The sequence below is a fragment of the Neptunomonas qingdaonensis genome (genome assembly GCF_900113275.1).
Classification (GTDB): Bacteria; Pseudomonadota; Gammaproteobacteria; order Pseudomonadales; family Balneatricaceae; genus Neptunomonas; species Neptunomonas qingdaonensis.
On sequence record NZ_FOOU01000003.1, the window covers coordinates 72,403 to 88,292 of the forward strand.

A 15,890-nucleotide genomic window follows, 5' to 3' on the forward strand; every position below is an offset into this window, starting at 1 on the left:
CATATTCAAATATGTCATCAGTTGGTATCGATCAAATCAGTTTTTATACGTCTAACTATTTTCTGGATCTGAGAACGTTAGCTCAGCTTCAATCGACCGACCCTGAGAAGTTCTATCAAGGGATTGGCCAGGAAAAAATGGGCATGGCAGCGCACGATGAAGATATCGTGACGATGGCGGCAAATGCTGCATATCCATTGGTTCAGAATGGCGAAGGCGAGCAAATTTCAACCGTGCTATTTGCCACAGAAACCGGCATTGACCAGTCTAAGGCGGCAGGTGTTTATGTACATCGCTTGCTGGGACTTAGCAATAATTGCCGTGTTGTCGAGCTAAAGCAGGCTTGTTACAGTGCAACAGCGGCTGTTCAAATGGCCTGTGCGCTGGTGGCAAGACAACCCGGGAAAAAGGTATTGGTCGTCGCCTCTGATGTGGCACGTTATGACCTGAATACACCGGGTGAAGCCACGCAGGGATGTGGCGCCGTCGCTATGATGGTCACTGCGCAGCCACGTATACTGAGTATTGATCCGGAAGTGGGTAGTTATACTGAAGATGTCATGGACTTCTGGCGTCCTAACTATCGTAAAACAGCGTTAGTTGATGGTAAATACTCTACCAAAATTTATCTTAAAGCATTGAAAAAATCGTGGGAACACTTCCGCGAAAGTAGCTCGCTGTCGTTCAATGACTTCTCTCATTTTTGTTATCACCTGCCTTTTAGTCGTATGGCGCAAAAAGCACATCAGCATTTAGCACGTGTCAATAAAAGTGAACTGACGGCGGCTGAACTGGAGCAGCAGATTGCTGATACGCTGTCCTATAACCGGATTATTGGTAACAGTTATACGGCATCCATGTATATCGGCTTGTCGTCGCTGCTGGAAAACTGTGGGAATAATCTGGCAGGAAAACGTATTGGTTTCTTCAGTTATGGTTCCGGGTGTGTCGCTGAGTTTTTCTCGGGCACGGTAGTGGAAGGCTATCAGGACGTTTTATTTCAGGCGCAACATCAGGCGATGCTGGATAAGCGTCAAGAAGTTAGTTATGACGAATACCTGAACCTTTATGAAGCACCGGATCCCAAAGATGGTGAAACTCATACTATTGAGGCCGATACGCAGGGGCGTTTCCGTCTTGCGGCTATTTCGCATCATAAGCGTGAATATGTAGTTATTTGATGCGTGCCTGTGCTCCGGGAAAAATCATACTGAGTGGTGAACACTCTGTTGTCTACGGTGCGCAGGCCGTTGCTGTTGCGATTCAGAAACATACCACCGTCAGCTTTAAACCATTGACTGAAAGTAACACCATCAATACGCTCTTCGCTGGTATATCCTCGGGTGTTCATTACCCCTTGCATGCGCTGGGATCTTTAAAAGATAAATTGGATTCTCGTTTCGAGTCTTTTGCCCAGGGTGTACTGCCCATCCAGAAAATCCTGTCAAAGCCGGATGATCTCCTGATGTACACCTTGTCTGCTTTGGTGCATCACTTACCCGTTCCCGGGCGGGCTTCAAGCCATAGTTATCTGCCTTTGCCAGGACGACTTTCCAGTACGAGCGATCTTCCACTGGGATCGGGTATGGGATCTTCCGCTTCGGCTATTGCGGCCACACTGGTGCTATTTGAACATCTCCTTGATAAGCCTTTAGGCATTGACCAGCGTTTTGAAATGGTACGTTTTTGTGAGCGCTTACAGCATGGGCGTGGCAGCGCTATCGATGCAGCGGCGGTCACGTATGGTGGTATCAACCATATTCAAAATGGCTGTGTGAAACAGCTGGATCTCTCTCTGGGGAGCAACTGGTATTGGATTTTCACCGGTAAGCCACAAGTCAGTACGGGCGAGTGTGTGCATTTTGTGCGTGATCGGTATGAGAGTGATAAACCGCTGTGGCTTGAGTTTTCAGCCGTGACGGCGAGTATGATCGATCAACTCGAACGCGGCGCTTCCCTCATAGACACAATCAAAGCTAATCATCGCCTTTTATGTCGGATCGGTGTCGTTCCGCACTCGGCTTGCAACTTGATTAAGCGAATTGAAGACCTTGGCGGCGCTGCAAAAATCAGTGGCGCCGGGGCACACAAAGGCGAGGCTGGCGGGTTGGTGCTGGCCTATCTACCGGATCAGGGCATGATTAAGAGTATTGATGTTCTGATGGATGATTATCAAGAGTACATCTGGGGACACGTTGAGGAGGATGCTTGTGGAGCACGCTACATCGGTGATTAAGGTTACCGCACCTGGCAGTATCATGCTGATGGGTGAGCATGCGGTTTTATTCGGTCATCGGGCGATCGCCTGTGCGGTGGATAAAAGAATGCAGGTGAGTCTGATGCCCAGAGCGGATCGGGTGGTTGTGATTCGCTCAGCGCTTGCCGATTATCACTCAACTCTTGATGATCTTGAAATGGACTCCCGTCTGAATTTTGTGATATTTGCTATCCGCCAGGTGGCTGCAGATCTGCCTAATGGTTTTGAAGTAGATATCCATTCAGAGTTCTCACATACGGTCGGTTTGGGCTCGTCTGCCGCAGTCACTGCCGCGCTAGTGAAAGCGTTATCCATATATCAGAAAGAAAAGCTGCCACGTCGCATGCTGTTTGAACGTGCGTTGGCGGTTATTCATGGCGTGCAGGGGCGCGGTTCAGGCACTGATCTGGCCGCCAGTGTTTATGGTGGTTTGATTGGTTACACAGTGAAGCCGCAGCAGGTATCCGCGCTGAATGGCCTTCCTCCTATTTCGTTATTTTATGCTGGTTATAAAACTAAAACAGCCGATGTCCTGGCGCGTGTGGCTGAGCATACCAAGGCATTTCCTGAACTTTACTCCAGCCTTTATCAGTTGATGCATGACACCACGATTAAAGCGGAGGATGCTATTCAAAAACAGAACTGGCCTGAACTTGGCTCGTTGATGAATGTCTATCAGGGGTTGATGGATGCGTTGGGTGTGAATGATGCAGTGCTCTCTGATATTGTTTATTCGTTACGCCGATCCGACGCTATTCTGGGTGCGAAAATTTCGGGTTCAGGATTAGGTGATTGTGTGATTGCACTGGGAACTGATGAGTCACTGTCATTGGGGTATGAGTCAATAGCGGTAGCCGTGAGTGGTGATGGAGTAGAAGTGGAGGTCGCGAGTCATGTTACGTAACGAATTAACAAAAGCGGATATCGTTGCTCGTTATCTGCCAAAAAAATTGATAGCTGTTGATCAGGCTGAAGCGTTTGCTCCGAGTAATATCGCGCTGTGTAAGTATTGGGGTAAAAGGCAAAATGAGCTTAATTTGCCGGTTAATTCGAGCTTGTCTGTTTCATTGGCACACCTGGGTAGTCATACACAGATCCGTCCGGCAACCAGCGGTGAAGATCAAGTCATCTTAAACGGTCAGGTACTCACGGCTGACACGCCATTCGCCGCTAAGGTAATTTCGTTTGTTAACTTGTTTCGTGGCCAGCAGAATTACCCGCTGATTGTCGATACGCGTAATAATATCCCGACAGCGGCGGGCCTGGCTTCATCGGCTTCCGGTTTTGCTGCATTAACCCTGGCACTGAATCAGTATTTTCAGTTAGCGCTCCCGGATACGGTATTGTCCGCCTTTGCCCGCATGGGAAGTGGTAGTGCCTCGCGTTCGGTTTTTACAGGTTTCGTTGAATGGCGCATGGGGCAACAGGAAGATGGTATGGATAGTCATGCCTTTCCACTGGATGTTAGCTGGCCTGATTTACGTGTCGGTCTGGTAAAAGTCAGTAGCGCGCAGAAAGCGGTTGATTCGCGTGCAGGTATGAAGCGCACGGTTGAAACGTCGGGTCTTTATCAGAGCTGGCCGGCTCAGGCAGCCAGGGATCTTGAAACAATACATCAGGCACTGATTGACGATGACTTTTCTCAGTTGGGTGCTACGGCTGAGCATAACGCCATGTCTATGCATGCCACTATGATTGCTTCCTGGCCGCCATTGCTTTACTGGCAGGCTGAATCAGTGGCCGCGATGCAGAGGGTGTGGGCTTTGCGTGAAGCCGGTGTCGAGGTTTATTTTACGATGGATGCCGGCCCGAACCTGAAGTTGTTATTTAAGGCGAAAGATCAGCTACTGCTTGAGACGGAGTTTCCCGACCTGGAAGTGGTGGCACCGTTTGCCGAGGATAGCAAAACTAACCTGGCGTCTGAGTCCGTAAACGCAGCCGATTAGCGGATGACTCAGATACGCGGTTTTGTATTAACACGCCATCAGCAAGACCAACCCGACGGTATCGAGCTCAGATACTGGATCAAAAACCAACAGGACATCTCACTGGTATCTGTGACCGGGCAAGAGTCCGTTTTTTTTGTGCATGACGCTCAACTGGATTGCACACGTGACCGCCTCAAAGGTCTCACTGGATGGCGTCTTGAAAAAGTCCAATTACGTGATTTGGAGCAGCAAGGTGTGCATGCTCTTTATTGTCGTTCCCTGAAATTACAACGTGATGTCATTGCGCTGCTCTCAGCAGCGGCTATTCCCATGATGGAAGAAGATATTCGCCCGGTGGATCGCTTTCTCATGGAGCGGTTTATTTTTGGCGGTGTCGAAGTCACTCAATCGGCGCTGTCAGATGGCGTTGTCAGGTCGCGCTTTGCCCCCTGCGAATTTCCGGTGACGCTGAAAATTCTCTCCGTTGATATTGAAACGACCATGCAGGCGGACCGAATCCATTCAATTGGTTTATATGGCGCAGATATAGCGCTGGTGCTGATGCGTGGCGAAGGTGTGGATAGTGAAACTCTGCGCTTCTATCCGGATGAAAGAACGCTGTTACAGGCATTTGTTCGCCAGGTTTGCCGTTATGATCCTGATATATTTATTGGCTGGAATGTTGTCGGTTTTGATTTCAGGGTTTTAGCTGAGCGCGCCGATAAACTTAAGGTTCCGCTGCGTTTAGGACGGGATGATCAGTCGCTTCGGGTAGTGCAATCTGAATTGGGCAAATGGTATGTGCGCCTGGAAGGGCGGCTGGTTATCGATGGTATCGATACGCTAAAAGGTGCGACTTTTCACTTTGAAAGCTACTCACTGGAATATGTCTCACAATCGCTTTTTAAGCGCGGCAAGTTGATACATCAGGCGAATGACCGTGGTGCAGAAATCCAACGTCTTTATCGTGAAGATAAGCCTGCGCTGGCGCGCTACAACCTCGAAGACTGTAAGCTGGTTCAGGATATTTTTGATGAAACGCGTTTGATGGAATATCTGATTGAGCGAACGCGTTTAACGGGATTGTCGCTTGATAAAGTGGGAGGGTCTGCCGCCGCATTTGATTTTCAATACCTGCCACGCCTGCATCGAAGCGGTTATGTAGCACCAGAGTTTGCGTCTGGCGACCGGGGGATTGGCGCACCGGGTGGCTATGTGATGGATTCTCAACCGGGCCTTTATCAGCATGTACTGGTGTTGGATTTTAAGAGCCTGTATCCGAGTATTATCCGCACGTTTAAAATAGATCCGGCCGGACTGGCTGAAGGGTTGAAGGCAGCTGCCCGCGAAGAGGATCTGATTCCCGGCTTTAGTGGAGCTATTTTCAGTAAAAGTAAGGCGATCTTACCGACCATTATTGAAGAGTTGTGGGTCGCGCGCGATCAGGCCAAGCGCAACAGCAATAAGCCACTGTCACAAGCGATTAAAATTATCATGAATGCTTTTTATGGTGTGCTTGGCTCGAATGTCTGTCGTTTTTTTGATCCACGTTTGGCAGGCTCTATTACCCTGCGAGGGCATCAGATATTGCAACAAACCCGCGATGAGATCGAACGCACCTTTGGCTATCGGGTGATCTATGGTGATACAGATTCGGTGTTTGTTCTGCTGGGTGATGAATGCAGCGATGCGGATCTTCAAGGAAAGGCGCTGGCAGACTATCTGAATAGCTGGTGGTCGGCACAGGTGGAAGAACGCTTTAATACTGAAAATTATCTTGAGCTGGAGTATGAAACACATTATTCCCGTTTTCTGATGCCGCGTATGAGGCATTCTGAAAAGGGCAGTAAAAAACGTTATGCCGGTTTGCAGCAGCGCCCGGACAAAGAGGCGAAGCTGGTATTCAAAGGGCTGGAGAATGTGCGTTCTGACTGGACACCGTTAGCCCGGAACATTCAGCAACAATTGTATGAAGCGGTGTTCAGGGATCAACCCTATCATGATTTTTTGAAGCAACTGGTGGCAGATTTACGCCAGGGAAAGCTAGATGATCAGTTGGTCTACCGGCGTCGTTTGCGCCAACCGTTGGCTGATTATTTGCGGATGAAGCCACCGCATGTACAGGCGGCCATAAAAGCAGAAAAATTCTGGCAACAGCAGCAGCTTCAGAGTCCTTATCAACCAGGCCAGCACGTGAGCTACATCATGACCGTCAATGGTCCCGAACCTATTGAGCAGGTACGCTCGCCGATTGACTATGAGCACTATGTCGAAAAGCAGTTAGAACCTGTTATTGATTCGATTCTATGTTTTAAAGAAGAATCTCTCCAGAGCCTGATTGCCACGCAGCGCGATCTGTTTAGTTGACGTTTAGCCAGTTCAGCAGTGTATCAGCACAGCTTTTACGTACCAGAACTTCATAGTTATCAGGCGTTTCTACTGACAGGATCTGAATCGGATTGTGTTGCAAGCATTCGAGACTTTGTGCGCGGTAGAGGTCGCTGTTGAGATGAAAATCCTGAGTGTTTCCGGAGTTAAGAAGATAGCTTAGTGCCGCTGTGTTTAAGCGGGCGCTTAGTTGTCCTTCGTTCTCAGTAAGTGTCAAATCATTACCCCAGGTCTGTATCAGCAGTTCCGATAGCGTCGCTTGTTCGCCAGGCGAGCGCAGAACCAACCAGCGACTATGGTCAAGCCATAAGATGGCTAGCGGACCAAGACAGCTGATCCTGCAAGCACTCAGTGGTTGCTTGACGCCCAGCATTTCGCCGACAGCAATGAGTAAAGCTAAGTCGTCAGGATCAGAATCCAACTGCAGATTTCCGATAAAAGATCGCTCATGAACGACGATGCTTTGTAACCGGTTTTCCTGATTAACGTGAGTGCCTATGGTGATATGTACCAGAGGATTAATCGACAGTCTTTGTTGGCTTTCACGCATCATGCTCTCCGCAACACTCGGGGGCCGTTAGGGCAGTGAATTTTGTTTAATGATTTGGCATAGAAAAAGCCGCGACAATGGCTGTCGCGACCGGATCTTGGGTGAGCTGGTCTCATGTTATAAGAGCATACGAGCAGGCTCGGTGTTATCTGAACTTATCCGCGGAAATAGCGTTGTTCTATAAACGGCATGCGTGCAACCGTCATCGGTAGCTTTTTACCGCGGACTTCAGCAAAGACCTGAGTATCGAGTGCGCTGAATGCGGTTGCTACATAACCCATCGCCACCGGAGCTTCGATAGTCGGGCCATAGGTGCCACTGGTGACGATACCGATTTTGTTATCTTCTGCATCAAATAACTCAGCACCTTCACGGATGGGAGCACGGCCTGCGCCTAATAAACCAACGCGCTTACGTGTCCAGTTTTTATTGCTGATCTGATCAAGGATTTTATCTGCACCAGGGAATCCGCCGGCACGCTCACCGCCTGCACGACGGCATGCAGAGATAGCCCAAATCAGACTGCCTTCCAGTGGTGTTGTGGTGTTATCCAGATCGTGGCCGTATAAGCAAAGGCCTGACTCAAGGCGCAGTGAGTCACGCGCACCTAAGCCAATCGCTTCAATTTCTGGCTGAGCCAGGAATAAGCGAACTAAGCGTTCAGTATCAGCGGTAGGAATTGAAATTTCGTAACCATCTTCACCTGTGTAGCCCGAGCGAGAGATGATGCAATCGACACCGTCGATGCTCATTTGGCGAGAATCCATGAATACCATGCTGGCTACTTCAGGTTGGATGCGTGCTAATGCGGCGGCGGCTGTCGGGCCTTGAATGGCGATCAGCTCACGATCATCGAGTACTTCAATTTGTACGCCTTCGCCCAGATTGGCACGCATGTGGGCAATATCCTGCTCTTTACAGGCAGCGTTAACCACAACATAGATCCAGTCACCGTAGTTAGCGACCATCAGATCGTCCATGATGCCACCTTCGGCATTGGTGAACAGAGCGTAGCGCTGTTTGCCTACCGGTAAATCGATAATATCAACGGGTACCAGTGTTTCCAGGGCGGCAGCTGCATTTGCGCCGGTCAGTTTTACCTGACCCATGTGAGAAACATCAAACAAGCCTGCCTGAGTGCGCGTGTGGATATGTTCTTTTTTAACGCCTAACGGGTATTGAACGGGCATTTCGAAGCCGGCAAATGGCACCATTTTTGCGCCGAGTTCAACATGTAGGTCAAACAGCGCTGTTTTATGTAGATCACCTGATTGAATCTCAGCCATTTTATTTCTCCAGAAATCTTGTAGTAAGCAATATTGAATTGTGCGGTAGCGGTTACTTCACAATTTATTTTTATAGTCGATTAGTGAGTTTCGTTGGTATTTGGAAATACATCTGATTTACAAGAAATGGGTTTCCAATAGGAAACAAATTTATCTTATCGAGATCATGCATGCAACACTCAAATGTGAAACCGGCGTGTTTGATTGCGACTATGATTTGTCTATTTGTCGGGATAAACGCTAAAAACTGAGAGAAATCATATAGATGTTGTATCAGTGAAAAAACTTAAGTTTCCTATAGGAAATTAATTTTGATTTAAGGAAACAAAATTGATAATCTAATCTGAAATTAGTATTTCAGACCCCCTTGGCGTTTATATAGTTGTTTGTATAACGATAAAAAATGTGGAGACAGCACGATGGCGTTGAGTATTTTTGATCTGTTTAAAGTCGGTATCGGTCCATCTTCTTCGCATACCGTAGGCCCCATGGTTGCGGCTAATCGATTTCTCAGTGGTTTGATAGAGCGTGGCCAGCTTGAGCAAGTTAGCGCCGTCAAGGTGGGCTTGTATGGATCATTAGCGATGACGGGCCAGGGACATGCGACCGATGTGGCTGTCATGCTGGGGTTGATGGGTGAAAAGCCCGATTTGATAGATCCTGATAGAGTCTCTGAGTATATCGAGCTGATTAAGCAGACGGGCTTGTTGAGACTGGCAGGTCAAAAGTTAATCCCTTTCGTTAAAGAAGAGCATATCCCTTTTAATTTTGGTGTTTCGTTGCCCAAGCATCCTAACGGGATGCGTTTTCAGGCATTTGATGACGCCGGCATTATTCTGCATGAAGGCATTTTCTACTCCGTGGGTGGCGGCTTTGTACTCAGTGATGCAGAAACGAATGAGCATGGGAAGGGTAATGCAGTAGAGACCGTCGAACTTAAATATCCGTTTGAGAACGGCGCAGAGCTGGTGAAATACGCAGAAGATAACCGCATCAGTATTGCTGATGTCGTGATTCAGAACGAAGCGGCATGGCACAGTGAGCAAGAGACCCATGATGGTTTGCTCGGCTTGTGGCAAGTGATGAATGATTGTATTAACCGGGGATGTCAGCAAACCGGCGTATTACCCGGCGGGTTGAAAATTAAACGCCGCGCTCACGCGATGCGTCAGGAGTTGGTTAACAATCCTGAGACCAGCCTGAAAGACCAATTAACCGTGCTCGACTGGATCAACCTCTATGCCATGGCGGTTAACGAAGAAAATGCGGCGGGTGGTCGTGTAGTGACCGCCCCGACGAACGGTGCGGCAGGTGTGATACCCGCCGTACTCGCCTATTACGTGCGTTTTGTGCCGGGTAGTAATCAAGCCGGCATTAAAACGTTTTTAGCGACGGCAGCAGCCATTGGCATGATCTATAAGAAAAACGCGTCAATTTCGGCGGCAGAAGTCGGTTGTCAGGGTGAGATCGGCGTTGCTTGCTCTATGGCCGCCGCAGCTCTGTGTGCGGTGATGGGCGGAACTAACCAGCAAGTTGAAAACGCCGCTGAAATTGGTATGGAACATAATCTTGGCCTGACCTGTGATCCGATTGGTGGATTAGTTCAAGTGCCGTGTATAGAGCGTAATACCATGGGTGCTATTAAAGCGGTTAATGCATCACGTTTAGCACTGCGTGGCAGTGGGGAGCACCATGTTTCTCTGGACAGCGTCATCGAAACGATGCGCCAAACGGGCGTTGATATGCAAGATAAGTACAAAGAAACCTCAACAGGCGGATTAGCCGTCAATGTTGTGGCATGTTGATGCTAACACTTCAAAAAAACTTTCAAACGAGAATAAAAATATGAGCCTTACTGATCTGTACAGCGATACTGAACATGCTACTTTTTTTACCCGCGATCTGACAGAAAGCGATAGCGCTATCACTGCCGCTATTGAGGAAGAGTTTCATCGCCAGGATAATCAAATAGAATTAATTGCGTCTGAAAACATCGTCTCTAAAGCGGTTATGCAAGCGCAGGGTACCGTGCTGACTAACAAATACGCAGAGGGTTACCCTGGCCGCCGTTACTACGGTGGTTGTGAGTTTGTTGATAAAGCGGAAGCGCTGGCGATAGACCGTGCTAAGCAGTTATTTGGCTGCGAATATGTCAACGTACAGCCGCACTCCGGTGCTCAGGCGAATGGTGCCGTATTTATGGCACTGTTACAGCCGGGTGATACGATTCTGGGTATGTCTTTAGATGCGGGTGGTCATTTAACCCATGGTGCGCGCCCGGCTCAGTCGGGTAAATGGTTTAATGCGGTACAGTACGGCGTTGCTGAAAATACATTGCGAATCGATTATGATGCAGTTGAAAAATTGGCAGTTGAGTGTCAGCCAAAGCTGATTATCGCAGGAGGCTCAGCAATTCCGCGTGAAATCGACTTTGCGCGTTTCCGTGAAATAGCCGATAAAGTGGGTGCCTACCTGATGGTAGACATGGCACACATTGCCGGATTGGTGGCAACAGGTGCCCATCCTAGCCCATTGCCGCATGCGCATGTGGTCACGACGACAACGCATAAAACCTTGCGTGGTCCACGTGGTGGTATGGTGTTGTCGAATGATCTGGAATTGGGCAAGAAGATTAACTCTGCCGTATTCCCAGGTCTGCAAGGCGGCCCGTTGATGCATGTGATCGCTGCTAAAGCGGTTGCTTTTGGTGAGGCGTTACAGCCAGAGTTTAGCGCGTATATTGACCGTGTTGTAGCCAATGCAAAAGTGTTGGCAGACGTCATGATCGAGCGTGGTTGTGCGGTGGTGACTGATGGTACAGATACGCACCTGATGCTGGTTGACCTGCGCCCTAAAGGGTTGAAAGGTAATCAGGTTGAAGTGGCGCTGGAGCGCGCCGGTATTACCTGTAATAAAAATGGTATTCCATTTGATTCTGAAAAGCCGATGGTAACCTCGGGTATTCGTCTGGGAACACCCGCAGGCACGACCCGAGGCTTTGGTGTTGAGGAGTTTCGTCTGATCGGTAACCTGATCAATGATGTACTGGATGGCCTGGTGGCTAACCCGGATGGTAATCCAGAAGTAGAAGCGGCGGTGTGTGCTCAGGTGACTGAGTTGTGCCAACGTTTCCCGTTATATCGTTAGATGTGCTATTGGTAGTAGCATCATTAGCAGATAAAATATAAATCATTTAATACACAGATGAGTTGTATCCGCATCTCACCTAGTTCTGATTATTAAGATAGGAAATATCATCATGAGTAGTGTTCCAGCAAACTTGAAATATACCGCTTCACACGAATGGGTTCTGGATAATGGTGACGGTACCGTTACTGTTGGTATTACAGACCATGCTCAAGAGTTACTAGGTGATGTGGTGTTTGTTGAAGTACCAGAAGTTGGCCGCGCTGTTAATAAGGGCGAAGAGTTCTCTTTGGTTGAGTCAGTAAAAGCAGCATCTGATATCTACTCGCCTGTCACCGGTGAAGTCGTTGCTGTAAACGAAGCACTTGAAGACTCACCAGAAACTATCAATGAATCCGCTTTTGAAGATGGCTGGATCGCTAAAATTAAGCTGTCTGATGCATCTGAACTAGACGATATGCTGGATGCTGCAACATACGAAGCTAATGTAGGCGAAGAGGGGTAAGACGCACGTGGAAAAACGTACTCTGAGTGAACTCGAACAGCAGCATGACTTTACACGTCGTCATATCGGTCTTCACGGTGAAGATCAGCAAGCGATGCTGGAAAGCCTGGGTGTATCTTCTCTTGATGAACTGATTCAGCAAACAGTGCCTGGATCAATTCGTCTGGATGATGCGCTGGATATGGCTGATTCGGAAACAGAAGCACAAGCTCTGGCCTACCTGAAGTCTTTGGCGGTACAGAATAAAGTTAACAAGTCTTACATCGGCATGGGCTACCACAATACCCTGGTTCCGAATGTGATTTTGCGTAATGTGTTGGAAAATCCAGGTTGGTACACGGCTTATACGCCTTACCAGCCAGAGATTGCTCAGGGGCGTTTAGAGTCATTGCTGAACTTCCAGCAGGTTGTGATGGATTTAACCGGTATGGATCTGGCGAATGCCTCCATGCTGGATGAAGCTACCGCTGCTGCAGAAGCAATGACGCTGTGTAAGCGTTCTAACCGTAAGAAAAGTAATACCTATTTTGTGGCTGACGATGTTCATCCACAAACGATTGACGTGATTAAAACACGTGCTGAGTATTTCGGGTTTGATGTGGTGGTTGCGCCTCATTCTGAATTGGCAGAGCACGATGTATTTGGTGTTCAGCTACAGTATCCTGGCACTTTTGGTGATGTTACTGATATCAAATCACTGATCGAAAAAGCAAAATCTCAACAAGCGATGGTGGCTGTTGCCGCTGATCCGATGGCGTTAGTCTTGCTGAAATCACCAGGCGAACTGGGTGCTGATGTTGTATTAGGTTCTACCCAGCGCTTCGGTGTACCGATGGGCTTTGGTGGTCCGCATGCGGCCTTCTTTGCGTCTAGCGATAAACTCAAGCGTTCTGTCCCCGGCCGTATTATCGGTGTATCGGTTGATGCCCGCGGTAATCCAGCATTACGTATGGCGATGCAAACACGCGAACAGCACATTCGTCGTGACAAAGCGACGTCAAACATCTGCACAGCTCAGGCACTGCTGGCCAATATGGCGAGCTTCTATGCGGTTTATCACGGTCCTAATGGCTTGAAAACGATTGCTGAACGTATTCATCGTTTATCCGCTATTTTAGCAACCGGCTTAAAAGACAAAGGCGTACAAGGTAACGATAGTTACTTTGATACATTAACGCTGAATGTTGCTGATAAGCAGGCGGCTATTTATCAAGCGGCACTGGATAAAGGCTGTAACTTGCGCCGTATCGGTGCAGATAAACTCGGCGTTAGCCTGGATGAAACAACGACGGCTGCTGATGTGGCTGAATTGTTTACTATCTTCCTGGGTAATGAGCATGGTTTAGACGTCGCTGCGATTGATGCACGTGTCGCCGCTGGCGCGACGGGTATTAGTGATGCACAACGTCGTGAAGATGCGATCCTGTCTCATCCGGTATTTAACAGCTATCACTCAGAAACCGATATGCTGCGTTACCTGAAAAAACTGGAAAACAAAGATTACTCCTTGGTTCACGGTATGATCCCGCTGGGTTCTTGTACCATGAAGCTAAACGCGACAGCTGAAATGCTGCCGGTGACCTGGCCTGAATTTGCCAACATCCATCCGTTTGCACCCGATGACCAGGTGCAAGGTTACCATGCGATGTTGCAGGAGCTTGAAGAGCAGTTAGTAGAAATTACCGGCTATGACAAAGTTTCATTGCAGCCTAACTCAGGTGCGTCCGGTGAATATGCTGGTTTGCTGGCGATCCGTAAGTACCAGGAATCTATTGGTGAAGGGCATCGTAATGTGTGCCTGATCCCATCGTCTGCGCACGGGACTAACCCTGCGTCTGCTGCCATGATGGATATGAAAATCGTCGTCACTAAGTGTGATGAAAAAGGTAACGTTGATGTAGCGGATCTGGCTGAAAAAGCAGAGCTGCATGCAGAAAACCTGTCTGCCCTGATGATTACCTACCCATCAACTCACGGTATATATGAAGAAGATATCGTTGAGATCTGTTCATTAATTCATAAGTTTGGCGGCCAGGTGTATATGGATGGTGCCAACATGAACGCGCAGGTAGGTATTTCTAAACCTGGCCTGATTGGTTCAGATGTATCTCATCTTAACCTGCATAAAACCTTTGCCATTCCACATGGCGGTGGTGGCCCTGGTATGGGACCTATTGGTGTGAAAAGCCACTTGGCACCTTTCTTACCAAACCACAAAATAACACCGGTTCAAGGCTCTGAATCAAACGTCGGTGCGGTTTCTGGGGCACCTTATGGTTCGGGGGCGATCTTGCCTATCAGCTATATGTATAACCGCATGCTGGGTAAATCCGGGCTGAAAGCGTCTACACAAAATGCGATTCTGGGTGCTAACTATCTGGCAGTAAAGCTGGGTGAGCATTACCCGATTCTTTTCCGTGGTCGAAACGATAAAGTTGCGCATGAGTGCATCGTTGATATCCGCCCACTGAAAGAAGCGTCGGGTATTACCGAAGAAGATATTGCCAAGCGTCTGATGGATTATGGTTTCCATGCGCCGACCATGTCATTCCCGGTAGCGGGTACCTTGATGATCGAACCGACGGAATCAGAATCTAAAATGGAGCTGGACCGCTTCATCGAAGCGATGGTGATGATTCGTCAGGAAGTGGCAAAAGTACAGAGCGGCGAGTGGTCTTTAGAAGACAACCCACTGCACAACGCACCGCATACCATGGCTGATATTACCGCGGCTGAATGGGGCCGTGCATACTCTCGCGAAGAGGCTGTATTCCCAACGTTTGCAACACGTCAGAACAAGTTCTGGCCTGCTGTAAACCGTGTGGATAATGTCTATGGCGATCGTAACTTTATCTGCTCATGCCCGCCCATTGAGTCTTATCAGGACGAAGCATAAGCATTTGTCAGCTCACAATATAGTTTGTGACTGGTTTAATGAAGTTTGTGAGCGTAATTAAGTTTGTGACTCATTAGTCATAAAATGTATAAAAGGCGAACCAGCAATGGTTCGCCTTTTTTTGTTTTCTTTGACACGTCCCAAATGAGGCTGTCACTGATTAACTGTCACGTATGAATAGTTTCGCCTTCAGCACAAGCTAAGGTTGCTACCTGCATTAACTCGTCGTCCGTGTCATTTGTAAGACCAAGCCCACTCTAGCTATTATTTATCTCCTTTTTTAATAAGTACAAACCTCCTACTTTAAAGACCAATCCGGCTAGAGCGCTCCGGCGTGAATTTGAAGGATCAGTCGGCACTCTCAACAGTACCGCCCGCCATAAAATTTTTTACTGGCCTAAATCAAACACTCAGGCTGGAGTATCTTCCACTCCCTTCGCAATCAGCGACATATTTTTCGCTGTTGTTGTTTTTTTATAGACCGGGTTCGATGTATTGGGCGCTATGCCCCAGCTTTAGTGTGCATCAGTCGGGTGCAGGCGTGAGTAATGCTCTGATATTGTGCATTTTGATTAGAATTTATGCGTTTTTTTAATTTAAGGTACTGAATTAAAACAATAAAAAAATGTTGGCACGAATATTACTTATTCCCAATAGGAATATAATATTCAAATCACATGGATCGGAGATCAAATGAATTTAATAGCCGTCATTATCAGGCCACATATTTTGGAAGAGGTCAGAGGGGCTTTGCACTCTATTGGCGTGAACGGTCTTACCATGACTGAGGTTAAAGGGTTTGAACGCCAACAGGGTCACACCGAACTCTATCGAGGCACAGAGTACCGTATCAATTTTGTACCCAAGATAAAGTTGGAAATTGCGGCTGATGATAGCTGGTAGACCAGGTTATTGATGCGATTTCCGGGATCG

12 protein-coding genes are annotated in these 15,890 nt (G+C 48.1%); 10 read left to right on the forward strand and 2 right to left on the reverse strand.

The genetic code is table 11. The features are described from left to right. The first annotated feature begins 11 nt into the window (after positions 1-11). Genes BM099_RS05335 through BM099_RS05355 form a run of 5 tightly spaced genes read left to right on the forward strand, consistent with a single transcriptional unit; the run spans position 12 to position 6,552 of the window. Positions 12-1,181, forward strand: coding sequence for a hydroxymethylglutaryl-CoA synthase (locus BM099_RS05335; protein WP_090725458.1), 1,170 nt, complete (start codon positions 12-14; stop codon positions 1,179-1,181). Further along, positions 1,181-2,236 (forward strand): mevalonate kinase family protein, encoded by a 1,056-nt coding sequence (locus BM099_RS05340; protein ID WP_090725461.1) that lies wholly within the window; start codon positions 1,181-1,183, stop codon positions 2,234-2,236. The genes BM099_RS05335 and BM099_RS05340 overlap by 1 nt, the downstream gene beginning before the upstream one ends. Next, the gene (mvk, locus tag BM099_RS05345) at positions 2,211-3,161 is read left to right on the forward strand and encodes a mevalonate kinase (protein WP_244889918.1); all 951 of its coding nucleotides are present in this window, start codon (positions 2,211-2,213) and stop codon (positions 3,159-3,161) included. The genes BM099_RS05340 and mvk overlap by 26 nt, the downstream gene beginning before the upstream one ends. Then, a complete protein-coding gene (gene mvaD / locus BM099_RS05350; protein WP_090725464.1) occupies positions 3,151-4,203 on the forward strand; it encodes a diphosphomevalonate decarboxylase in 1,053 nt (350 codons plus the stop codon). Before mvk ends, mvaD begins: the two co-directional genes overlap by 11 nt. Before the next feature lie 3 nt (positions 4,204-4,206). Continuing rightward, complete coding sequence (locus BM099_RS05355) at positions 4,207-6,552, forward strand: DNA polymerase II (RefSeq protein WP_090725467.1); 2,346 nt, start codon at positions 4,207-4,209, stop codon at positions 6,550-6,552. On the opposite strand, the gene BM099_RS05360 is transcribed toward BM099_RS05355, so the two are convergent. Both BM099_RS05360 and gcvT read right to left on the reverse strand, forming a co-directional pair. Beyond that, positions 6,545-7,123 (reverse strand): sarcosine oxidase subunit gamma family protein, encoded by a 579-nt coding sequence (locus BM099_RS05360; protein WP_177201095.1) that lies wholly within the window; start codon positions 7,121-7,123, stop codon positions 6,545-6,547. The genes BM099_RS05355 and BM099_RS05360 overlap by 8 nt on opposite strands. A gap of 155 nt (positions 7,124-7,278) precedes the next feature. Continuing rightward, on the reverse strand, positions 7,279-8,409 hold the full coding sequence (gene gcvT / locus BM099_RS05365) for a glycine cleavage system aminomethyltransferase GcvT (RefSeq protein WP_090725473.1): 1,131 nt from the start codon (positions 8,407-8,409) through the stop codon (positions 7,279-7,281). A gap of 419 nt (positions 8,410-8,828) precedes the next feature. Here gcvT and BM099_RS05370 point away from each other — a divergent pair, with 419 nt between their 5' ends. From BM099_RS05370 to BM099_RS20895, 5 genes are all read left to right on the forward strand, one after another. Beyond that, positions 8,829-10,214: an L-serine ammonia-lyase gene (locus tag BM099_RS05370; RefSeq protein WP_090725476.1), complete on the forward strand. Its 1,386-nt coding sequence runs from the start codon at positions 8,829-8,831 to the stop codon at positions 10,212-10,214. A gap of 40 nt (positions 10,215-10,254) precedes the next feature. After that, positions 10,255-11,556 carry a serine hydroxymethyltransferase gene (locus BM099_RS05375; protein WP_090726147.1) on the forward strand — a complete coding sequence of 434 codons (1,302 nt, stop codon included), beginning with the start codon at positions 10,255-10,257 and terminating at the stop codon, positions 11,554-11,556. A gap of 112 nt (positions 11,557-11,668) precedes the next feature. Continuing rightward, the gene (gene gcvH / locus BM099_RS05380) at positions 11,669-12,061 is read left to right on the forward strand and encodes a glycine cleavage system protein GcvH (protein WP_090725479.1); all 393 of its coding nucleotides are present in this window, start codon (positions 11,669-11,671) and stop codon (positions 12,059-12,061) included. 7 nt (positions 12,062-12,068) lie between these two features. Continuing rightward, positions 12,069-14,957, forward strand: coding sequence for an aminomethyl-transferring glycine dehydrogenase (gene gcvP, locus BM099_RS05385; RefSeq protein WP_090725482.1), 2,889 nt, complete (start codon positions 12,069-12,071; stop codon positions 14,955-14,957). 693 nt (positions 14,958-15,650) lie between these two features. Then, positions 15,651-15,860 (forward strand): P-II family nitrogen regulator, encoded by a 210-nt coding sequence (locus BM099_RS20895; protein ID WP_415860131.1) that lies wholly within the window; start codon positions 15,651-15,653, stop codon positions 15,858-15,860. Positions 15,861-15,890 lie beyond the last annotated feature (30 nt).